A 10,614-nucleotide genomic window follows, 5' to 3' on the forward strand; every position below is an offset into this window, starting at 1 on the left:
TACACCAACAAAGTGGCAGCATCAAACGTACTTACACAGGTAAAAAATATAGTTTCCAAAACACTCAAAATCGCTCTAGAAAAACTAGATGTCGAAGCAGATTTTGATAGCTTCGGGATTGACTCTATCATTGCTATGGAACTCATGTCAAACTTATCAAAAGGCATGAATATTTCCATTACACCAGCGCAATTCACGGAAGTAAATACGATCAAAGAATTGGCAGAAGCAATTGAAGAATTGACTTCAGAAAGTGAATCAATTCCAGAAGTTGAAGTAAAAGAGGAAGTTCAAAAAGTAGTAGCACCAAGGCCAAAACCTACGACTGTAAATACTCCAACACGAAGAACACTAAGAAAACGAGAACAAGCGGTTTCTAGAAGAAGCATTGCGCCAAGAAAAAGCGAAAACCCACACAAAAATGTACTCGATAAAATTCAACAAGAGTTTGCTATCGATCTTAGCTATCGTAAGTTTAACTCTATTGAAGATATTGCAGATACGCTCATTAATAGTCATCTAGATGAATTACTCTCACATTACAATTTAGTAGATAATTTATTAGAAGATACTGTATATCATGAAGAAGATGTGTATGGAAACGAATTGCAGTATCAGGAAGGTGGCGTTGCGTATGATGACATCGCCATCGTTGGAGTAAGTTGTAATTTCCCAGATGCACCTAATGCAGGAAAATATTGGAAAAACTTACTTGGACAAAAAAATAGTATCAGAGAAATTCCTGAAACACGTTGGGATTGGAAACAATACTATTCGGAAAACAATGCAGAAGGCAAAACAAATTCCAAATGGGCGGCTTTGATAGAAAATCATGATTGTTTTGATGCAAAATTCTTCAATATTGATGAAGAGGAAGCCAAACTAATGGATCCGCAAGAACGCTTGTTATTACAGGAAGTTTACAAATCTTTTCAAGATGCAGGCATCAATCCGAACAACTTGAAAAACTCTAAAACAGGGATATTTACAAGTTACGAATATTCTGAATATGAGCACTATTTACGTACAAATGTAGCACAGTTAGATGTTGCCAACAAACCATTCTTTTCATCTTCGAGTCCAACGTATTATTTATCAAATCGATTATCATTTTTATTTGATTTTAATGGCCCGAGTGAAACATACAATGTAAATTGTGCAGGTTCGGCTGTAGCTATCAACAGAGCCTATCAGTCACTACAAAATGGAGAAAGTGACGTGGCTGTTGTAGGTGGAGTATCGTTGAATCTCTTTGCTGAAGATTACATTGCACTTTCAAAGTATGACATGCTTTCGCCAAATGGAACATGTGGTGTATTCGATGACAATGCCAATGGATTTACACGAGGCGAAGGAGCAGCATCTGTAGTGTTAAAAAGGCTTTCGGATGCAGAAAGAGATCAAGATAAGATTTATGCAGTTATAAAAAGCAGCCATCAAAACAACCGAGGAAATGCACGTTTTTTGCAGGAAATAGATACTGAATCTATCACAGATGTAATTGCCAATTGCTATGAAAATGCAGGGATAGAACCTACAAATGTTCACTATATAGAAGTTGATGGGTATGCAACCAAATGGGCAGATTCATTTGAGTATGAAGGCATAAAAAAGGTATTCGAAAAAGCAACAACAAAAGAAAAAAGTTGTGCTTTAGGTAGCTTAAAAGGAAATATTGGAAATCTAGAGTCTGTAAATGGTTTGGCAAGTTTCATAAAGCTTGCATTATCATTGCATCATAAAAAGTTTCCAGCGTCAATTACCAAACACAAAGTCAATTCATTTATTGACATTGACAATCCAAAACATCCATTATACATAGCAGATAAAGAAATTTCGTTTGATGCTATCCGAAGTGAACAAGATACGGTCATTAGAGCAGGAATTAACTCATTTGCAGACACAGGTGTAAATGTGCATATTCTACTAGAAGAATACACAAAAACACACCGAAATCTTTTATCAAATAATTCAGAACCGCAAATATTTGTACTCTCAGCTAAAGATCAAAATAGACTTTTGCAAAGTGTAAAAGATTATATATCATTTATTGCTAGTGCTGATGAAGCTACATTTGAGAACACCATCTACACCTTACAAACAGGTAGAGAAGCTATGGAAGAACGTTTGGCAGTTATTGCTTCGTCTTTTAAAGAATTGTTAAGTAAATTGACTACCATTAAAAATGGTTTCTCAAAAGACAAAACTGCACTTGAGAAAAAAGGTATTTTTTATGGAGCTGTAAACAAAACGGATGCAAATCCTTTAATGGGAATCTTTACAGACGACATGACTAAAACATTTATGAATGATGCAGCCCAAAAAGATCGCATGCACAAACTAGCCAATCTTTGGATTGCCGGTTTTGATGTGACATGGAACTCTTTATGGGATGGTAAAAAAGTACAACCTGTCTCTTTGCCATTATATCCATTTTACAAAACGAGATATTGGGCAGAAGTTATTGGGAATGTAAAGCCCATAGCGACTACAGTAACAAGTGAAAAAGCTGAAGTTTCAACCGCAAGTACAGCAGCACAAGAAATAGTGAAGGAATGGTTTTTTTACATTTCTGACAAAGAGAATACTGAAAATACCTTTAGTGCAGTAGAAAAAATAGAATTGTATTTACAACAAGAAATAGCATCCATTTTAAAAATGCCAGTTCAGGATGTAGATAAAACGAAAAACTTTTTGGAACTTGGATTAAGTTCAATTAACATAGGAACTTTTGTATCCAATACAATGAACCTTCTGGGAGTAACCATGTCTCCAGCAATCATTTTTAACAATCCTGAAATTAACAGTTTAGCATTGTACTTATGTGATACTTTTCCACAAAAAGTACAACATGTCAATGTTACGAAAGATGCTAAAAAAGCAGCAGAAAATAAAGTAGAAGTAACCATTGATGGAGCAGGAGGAAAAGCATTAATTCCATTACAAATAAAAGGTCGAAGAAAGCCAATCTTTGCAGTCTCGCCAGGGGGAAATGGAACCACACTATCTTTTCAGCATTTAGTGAAAGCACTTGGATATGATCAACCATTCTATGGATTGGAATTAGTAATGGGAAAAAACACTAATCCAGCAGATATTTCCATTACAAGTATTGCTACAGCAAATGTTCAGGAAATACAGGAAGTACAACCAAAAGGGCCGTATCGACTTATGGGACTTTCCAACGGAGGAATGATCGCCTTTGAAATGGCAAAGATCTTACTCGAAAAAGGGGAAAAAGTTACATTCTTAGGTTTCCTTGATTGTTTCTCGCCGTCTCAAAAAGTTATTGATATGGTAGACGAAATTGTGGGTGTTTTTAATGGAAAATTCACAGATGTTGAAGCAGCAAATTTGGATATTGATGTGGAGGCCTTGAAAAAAATGTCAGAAGAAAAGCGTTTTGACTATTTGTATGAAGTGATCAGCAAACAAGGGTTTACCATTCCAAAACAACAATTTGAAACTACATATAACATAGCACGCGCAATGGATATGAGTTGCAGAGCATACCAACCAGAAACATTAGAAACGAAAGTAAATGCGGTTCTTTTTAGAGCTACGAAAGGATATATGGATGGTTACGAAAATCTATCTGAAGACTATGGTTGGAATGCATTTTTAGCTGAAAAAATTAAAATTACCTCCATTGAAGCAGATCATTTTTCAATTACAGATCAAGCTGCTAGTGAAAAAGTAGCCGAAAAAATGGCGTCTATATTCAAAAGACCACAACGAGAAAAAGCAACCTCATAAATGATATTTTTAGTCAACTTCTTCGGTACAAGCCCACAAAGGATTCAGAGGAAACAGTTAAAAATATTTCGACGCAAGCGTTGAGGCATTTAAATCTCAATTATCGAGTAAAAAATTATCAGAAATAACGCTAAACAACCATTTATGAAAGCAGTTGTGATCACAAAATATGGTCCGCCAGAAGTTTTACAAATCAAAGAAATAGCAAAACCACAACCAAAAGCTAATGAAGTACTCATCAAAGTACATGCAACGACAGCGCATGCAGGTGATTCACGTATTCGCAGATCGAGCCCGTGGATTGTAGTTCGTTTGTTATTTGGGTTTTTTAAACCTAAAAAAAATCTTGTTCCAGGCATTGAATTTTCAGGAACAATAACAGCGATAGGAGCAGATGTAACGCTATTTAAAAAAGGCGATAAGGTTTTTGGTTTAACAGGGTTACGATTAGGCGCGTATGCAGAATATTGCTGTGTCCGCGGAAAAGTAAAAGACGGAAAACAAGAAACTAAAGGAATTATTAAAAAAATACCTAACAATCTAACGCTTGCACAATCAGCCGTAGTTGCTTCAGGCGCTTTAACAGCTTTAAAAAATTTACAAAAAGGAAAAGTCACCAAAGGCACATCAATACTTATCAATGGTGGCTCTGGAAGTTTAGGCACTTATGCCATTCAAATGGCAAAATATTATGGAGCGGAAGTAACGGCTGTTTGTAGTGGAAAAAATGTGGAGTCGTTAAGGACTCTTGGTGCAGATCATGTAATCGATTACACAAAAGAAGATTTTACCAAAACAGGCAAAAAATACGATGTTGTGTACGATGCAGTGATGAAATCGAGTCGATTTAAATGTAAAAAAATATTGAAGCCAAAAGGCAAATATCTCAACAATTATTGGCTTTCAAGTATCAAAGCAGCTGACATGGAAACCATTCACAATTTGATAGAACAAAACATACTCAGGCCAGTCATCGATAGAACATATGAAATGGATGCTGTTGTAGAAGCTCACAAATATCTTGATACGGAGCGAAAAAGAGGCAATGTCATTATTCAAATAGAAAAATAAAAAACAAGTATATCAGGTGTACAAATTGTAACTGACATACACGCTTAAAATTAACTTACAAAAATCAATAAACTACTAAAACCAATTTTATGAAGAATATGCTTAATCCCGTATCGCGCTTCATTAGTAAAATTCCAGAAAAAGTCTTAAAAAGAAAGTGGCTATACTTGGGATTTTTTGTAGCAGCGACCGTTTTCCTGATTATGAATCTTGGAAACTTAAAAATGGACATGACCATTGAAGGTTGGATTCAAGATGACGATCCTACTAAAATCGCGTTCAATGAATATCATGCGCAATTTGGAAGTGAAGACGGAGTATACATTGTATATAAACCAAAAGATGGTGATGTTTTTTCTGAAAAATCATTGCAAGTTGTAAAGTCAATTCAGGAAGATTTACTTAACTATAAAGAAACTTTACGAATAGGGCAAAAATCTGCTTTAGATCATATTGTTAAAGTAAATACTGTCGTAAATGCTCGTGTATTAACAGCTGAAAATGACTTTTTATATGCGCGTCCATTAGTAGGCGAGAATGTTCCTAAAAGTCAAGCAAAACGTGATGAACTAAGAGAAATCGCAAAAGGAGAAAAACAATTTCCATTACAGTATTTCTCAGACGATATGCAATACGGAGGAATTTACATCGAAACTAATTTTGGTGCAATTCCAATAGGTGAAGAAGAGCTAAATGTAGACGATTTGGTATTAAGTGATACAAATTCAGATTTGACACTTGAAGAAACTGCTACAAATGCTGCGACTCCACGTTTTAAACCAACGGATCAAGCAGATTATTTAAAATTGAATGAAGCGATTAATGAAATTTTAAACAAACCTGAATACGCAGAACATTTTCAATATTATGCCGTAGGAAATACGCCTGCAGCAGAATACGACTTACTTATGGTTGATGAAATGAGCGACTTGTACATGGGTGCATTGTTGATTATGATAGTGTTATTATGGTATTTCTTCCGAAGATTTTCGGCAGTAACTTGGTCGTTAACGATTGTAATTTTGAGTACCATTTGGACGTTTGGAATTTCTGCTTTACTAGGATTAACCGTAACAGGATTCTTAATCCTTACAGTATTATTGATATTAACAGTAGGTATCGCAGATTCAGTGCATATCATGTCAGGATATTCGTTTTTACGAAATACCAACACGGATCACAAAACATCTTTAAAAACAATCTATGGAACAGTTGGTACAGCATTATTGCTAACAGCTACAACAAACATGGTAGGTATCATTGCGTTAAACATTACACCTGTGGTACCAATTCAGACGTTTGCTATCATGTCTACCATAGGAATTTCATTAGCATTCTTATTCACGATTTTCTTATTACCAATATTAATGGATATATGGAAACCTTGGAAAAAGACAGACGAATCCAAATCATCAAAAAGTTTTCTTGCACGCTTGTTCCCAAATTTTGCAGTGATTATGCAGCGAATTTTGGCCAAAGTAGTTCCTTTAGTAGAAAGGAGACCGATTCCAATCTTAGTAATTTTCTTCGGAATCATTGCTTTCTGTATTTATGGTTCAACATTAGTTACCGTAAACTCGAACATGTTAGACCAATATCCTGACGATTCTAAATTCAGAGAAAATGTAGAAATCGCCGACAACAAAATGATGGGAGCTTACAGTATGGTTGTCTTTTTGGATTTAGGAAAAGAAAATGCTTTCAAAGATCCAAAAGTGTTGAAATCTATGGATAAATTGCAACGTAAGTTTGAGAAGAAATACGAAAAATACGTAGTAATGACTTCTTCATTGGCAGATGTTGCAAAAGATGCCTATAAAAAATTGAATGAAGGGAAAGATGAAAAATACATCATTCCAGAAAACCCACAAATACTTTCGCAAACATTATTCATGTTTAACAATGCAAGTCCAGAAGATCGTAAACGATTAGTAGGAGACAATTATCAAAAAGCAAACATAAAAATATCGTTACACAATTACGGATCATACGAATACAGTAAAGTATTTGAAAATATGCAAACCGACATTGCTGAAATGGTGAATAACTTAAAACAAAATTATAGTGAAGCAACAGTTTCAATTACAGGAATTTTTGCCTTAGCTATGCAAACAGCCGATTACTTAACTAAAAATGAAGTGAATAGTTTCGGAATTGCCTTAATCGCAATCTGTATCATTCTTTTAATAGTTTTTGGTTCTGCAAAAGTAGGTGCAGCAGCAATGTTTCCAAATTTATTACCAGCAATTTTAACTTTCGGATTGCTTGGTGTGCTTGGGATTCCGCTAGATTTTTACACAATGATGCTGGCTCCGATCATAATTGGTATATCTGTTGATGATACAGTAACGTTTATTACTCAGTATCGTCATGAAGTAATAAAAGACGGAAACATAAAAAGAGCATTGCGCTATACAATGCAAGAAGCTGGACAAGCTTTATTATTTACATCATTGGTCTTAGGATTAGGTTTCGGAATCATGTCGGTTGCAGCAGCAGCAGGAACATCAAATATGGGACGATTTGGTTTTATCGCAATCATGGCGGGACTCATGTGTGATTTATTCTTTTTACCAGCTTTAATTATTGTTTTCAAACTAAACTTTGGCGCCAAAAAACAAACACCAGACGAAGAAGTAGAAGAAGAAACAGTAACTCATTTAAAAGAAGAAGTTCATGAAGTCGTTTAAAAAAAGTATGCAACACATTGTACTGGTAGTTTCATTGTTCCTTATGGGAAGCGTTTTTGCGCAAAGCCCTAAGGTAATAATGGTCAAAGTAGATAGCGTTGAAAATTTCACCTACAACTCATCTATTCGAAAATTTCAATTTACCTCTTGTAGATATGATCTTTCTACGGGAAGATTGCGTTGTAAAAACAAACCTAGACAAGTAATAGTTGAAAATATTCATAAAGATTATTTGGTGGCTCCCAAAAAGAAAGACGCCAAATCACTCGATATGATCATCTCTCCAATTGCAGACAAAGGAACCAATATGTTGGTGTGGAAAAAAGCAGATCAAGATGATAACGATTTTTGGCTGTATCTACCAGCATTGGGTAAAGTAAAGCGTATCGCTTCTAGCAATGAAGGTGGTGAAACAGGAAGTGTTTTTGGAACCGAATTTTCTATAGAAGATGTATCTCCAAGAAAAATAAAAGATTATACTTATAAATTACTAGGAGAAAATACCATCAATAAAAGACCTGTATGGATTGTAGAATCTACACCTACAGAAGCACGTTCCAAAAAAACATATTACAGTAAAGTAATTAGTTATATTGATAAAGAACGCTATGTAATATTAAAAGATGAATTGTACAATCGTACAGGGAAACTTTTCAAACAATTAGTCACAAAGAAAGTAGATAGAATTGACGGAGTTTGGATTGTTACCAAATCGGCAATGATCAACTTATTATCGAGAAGAATTACAAACTATGATGTATTATCAATCGATTTTAATCTTGACATAGACGATGAGTTCTTTACACAAAGAGCCATGACAGATTTCGCATATAGAGAAAAGAAAATGAACGAATATCGAACTTCGCTTGAAGCTGTCAATTCAAACAACAAATAGTCTTTTCAATAGTCATACACTACTAACCAAATAAGCAACAACTTAGTGGTACAGTGATTTACTGTATCCTAAGTGTGTTTGTAAATGTCTTTAACCAACCTATTATGACGCAATCAAACTCAGAAACCTACTACGATGTTATCATTGTAGGCTCAGGAACTTGTGGAGCAACACTTGCAAAAGAACTTACAAAACAAAATAAAAAAATATTGATTCTAGAAAAAGGAGCTACAGTTCCTTTAAAAGAAACCTTGCCTGGCATAGCTCCTTTGCTGAATGAAATAAAAGTCACAAATAAGTTAAAAGACATGCGTGCCATAACGACAGGAGGAACTACTGCTTTTTATTTTGCAGTTGCTGCAGAACCGCCACTAGAAACATTTTCCTCTTTAGGAATCGATTTAGCGCCTGCGTATGAAGAAACGGTAAACGAATTGCCTATTAATTATTTACCAGATGATCACTTTGGACCACAATCACTCAAACTTCGTGATAGTGCTCTTGATTTAGGGCATACTTGGGAAAAACAACCGATGTTAGTAGATCTTGATAAGTGTAATAGAGGATACTCTTATGAAGCAAAATGGAAAGCAAAAAGGTTTGTTGAAGAAGCGTTAGACAATGGTGCTATTCTCAAAGAAAAAGTAGAAGTCACTACTATTATTTTTGAAGGTAAAAAAGCAGTAGGCGTAACATATAAGGAGAAAAAGAAATCCAACATTCACAAAGTGTTTGGAGAAAAAATTATTCTCGCCGCGGGCATCTTAGCTTCACCAAAAATTCTTCAAAAAAGTGGAATTAACAATATAGGAAGTAATGGTTTTTACATAGATCCAAATCGTGTTTATTTTGGCTTAATTCCCAAACTAAAATCGGTTGACAATTTTGTGGGCGCTATGGAAACTAAATTAGAAGAGGATATCTTTTTAGGAGACGCCAACGTTCCTAAACTATTTTACAAATTGTTAATGATCTCTACCTTAAAATTCAGACACTTTTTCTCATTCTCAAAAAGTATCGGAATTGGAGTTAAAGTGCACGATCCTATGAGTGGAAGCGTCTCAAAAGAAGGCGATTATCGAAAAACAATTACCGACGAAGTCTTAGCAAAATTAGATAGAGGTGGTGAAGAAGCTATCAAAATCCTAAAAAATGCGGGCGCTAAGCATATTGTAAAAAGTCCAGTCAATGTTACGAGTACAGGCGGCTTATTACAAATCAACGAACATGTAGATAGTGACTTTCAAACTGAATACAAAAACTTATACGTGTGCGATCGTTCGATATTGCCAGATACATTTAGAAAACCACCGACACTCACGCTTGTCTGTATGGCAAAATACTTAGCTAACAGACTTTGTAACTAATATTCGTTGTAACACCAAACAATACCTAATACTTAAGCAAATAGGCTTACAATCAAACAAAACAATAACTAATCTAAAATTAACATTAAGCATGGAAAACGAAAACAAACCTGCAAAACCCAAAAGATGGAAAAGAGTATTAAAACGCATTGGAATCGGTCTTATTTCAGTGATTGTTTTATTATATCTATACAATTGGTATTGGGTAAACTCTGGATCAAACCAATGGGAACTTGAAAGAGATGAAGATGGAGTACAAGTATATTCTCTTAAGGTACCAGGAGATAATGTCGTAAAGTATAGAACCATCATCAAAGGAAGATATTCACTAAGCCAGTTAGCAGCACCACATTTACTAGATCACAACTTAGAAACGTGTAAAGAATGGTTTGAAAATTGCGTAGACTGTAAAATTATTCAACCTTGGGACTCTATTCGTCAATACGACATTTCACTTTGGACCTTAGATTTCCCATCACCTTTTCAACCAAGAGAACTGCTAATCAACACATCTGTAAAGCAAGATGAAAATAAAGTAGTAACGATTGATGTAACAAGTGTACCAAATGCCATAGAACATAATGATGGTAAAGTTCGTGTAGAACGTATGCACAATGTATGGCAATTTACACCGCTAGGAAACGGTATCGCTGAGTGTCAACTTACACAAGACATTTCTTTAGGAGGATTTTTTCCACAATTTCTAATGAACATGGCTGGGAAAGATGCAAACTTTGAATTTATGCAAAAAGAACTTCCTAAATTCTTACAAAAAGAAAAATATAAAAACGCTAAATTTTCTTTTATTCGAGAACAATAAAATTCAAATATCAGG

At 34.8% G+C, this 10,614-nt stretch carries 6 protein-coding genes; all 6 read left to right on the top strand.

Going from position 1 to position 10,614, the window contains the following annotated elements; all coding sequences use genetic code 11:
* The first annotated feature begins 12 nt into the window (after positions 1–12).
* The 6 genes from MK119_RS05310 (at position 13) to MK119_RS05335 (ending at position 10,599) form a co-directional block, all read left to right on the top strand.
* Positions 13–3,756: a beta-ketoacyl synthase N-terminal-like domain-containing protein gene (locus MK119_RS05310; RefSeq protein WP_290671580.1), complete on the top strand. Its 3,744-nt coding sequence runs from the start codon at positions 13–15 to the stop codon at positions 3,754–3,756.
* A gap of 144 nt (positions 3,757–3,900) precedes the next feature.
* A complete protein-coding gene (locus MK119_RS05315) occupies positions 3,901–4,827 on the top strand; it encodes an NAD(P)-dependent alcohol dehydrogenase (protein WP_290671582.1) in 927 nt (308 codons plus the stop codon).
* An 89-nt stretch (positions 4,828–4,916) separates the two neighbouring features.
* The gene (locus MK119_RS05320) at positions 4,917–7,517 is read left to right on the top strand and encodes an MMPL family transporter (protein WP_290671584.1); all 2,601 of its coding nucleotides are present in this window, start codon (positions 4,917–4,919) and stop codon (positions 7,515–7,517) included.
* Positions 7,504–8,412 (top strand): outer membrane lipoprotein-sorting protein, encoded by a 909-nt coding sequence (locus tag MK119_RS05325; RefSeq protein ID WP_290671586.1) that lies wholly within the window; start codon positions 7,504–7,506, stop codon positions 8,410–8,412. The genes MK119_RS05320 and MK119_RS05325 overlap by 14 nt, the downstream gene beginning before the upstream one ends.
* A 104-nt stretch (positions 8,413–8,516) precedes the next feature.
* Positions 8,517–9,779, top strand: coding sequence for a GMC family oxidoreductase N-terminal domain-containing protein (locus tag MK119_RS05330; protein WP_290671588.1), 1,263 nt, complete (start codon positions 8,517–8,519; stop codon positions 9,777–9,779).
* A gap of 91 nt (positions 9,780–9,870) precedes the next feature.
* The gene (locus MK119_RS05335) at positions 9,871–10,599 is read left to right on the top strand and encodes an START domain-containing protein (RefSeq protein WP_290671590.1); all 729 of its coding nucleotides are present in this window, start codon (positions 9,871–9,873) and stop codon (positions 10,597–10,599) included.
* The last annotated feature ends 15 nt before the right edge of the window (positions 10,600–10,614 follow it).

Origin of the sequence: Kordia sp., from assembly GCF_022447245.1 — a bacterium.
GTDB lineage: Bacteria > Bacteroidota > Bacteroidia > Flavobacteriales > Flavobacteriaceae > Kordia.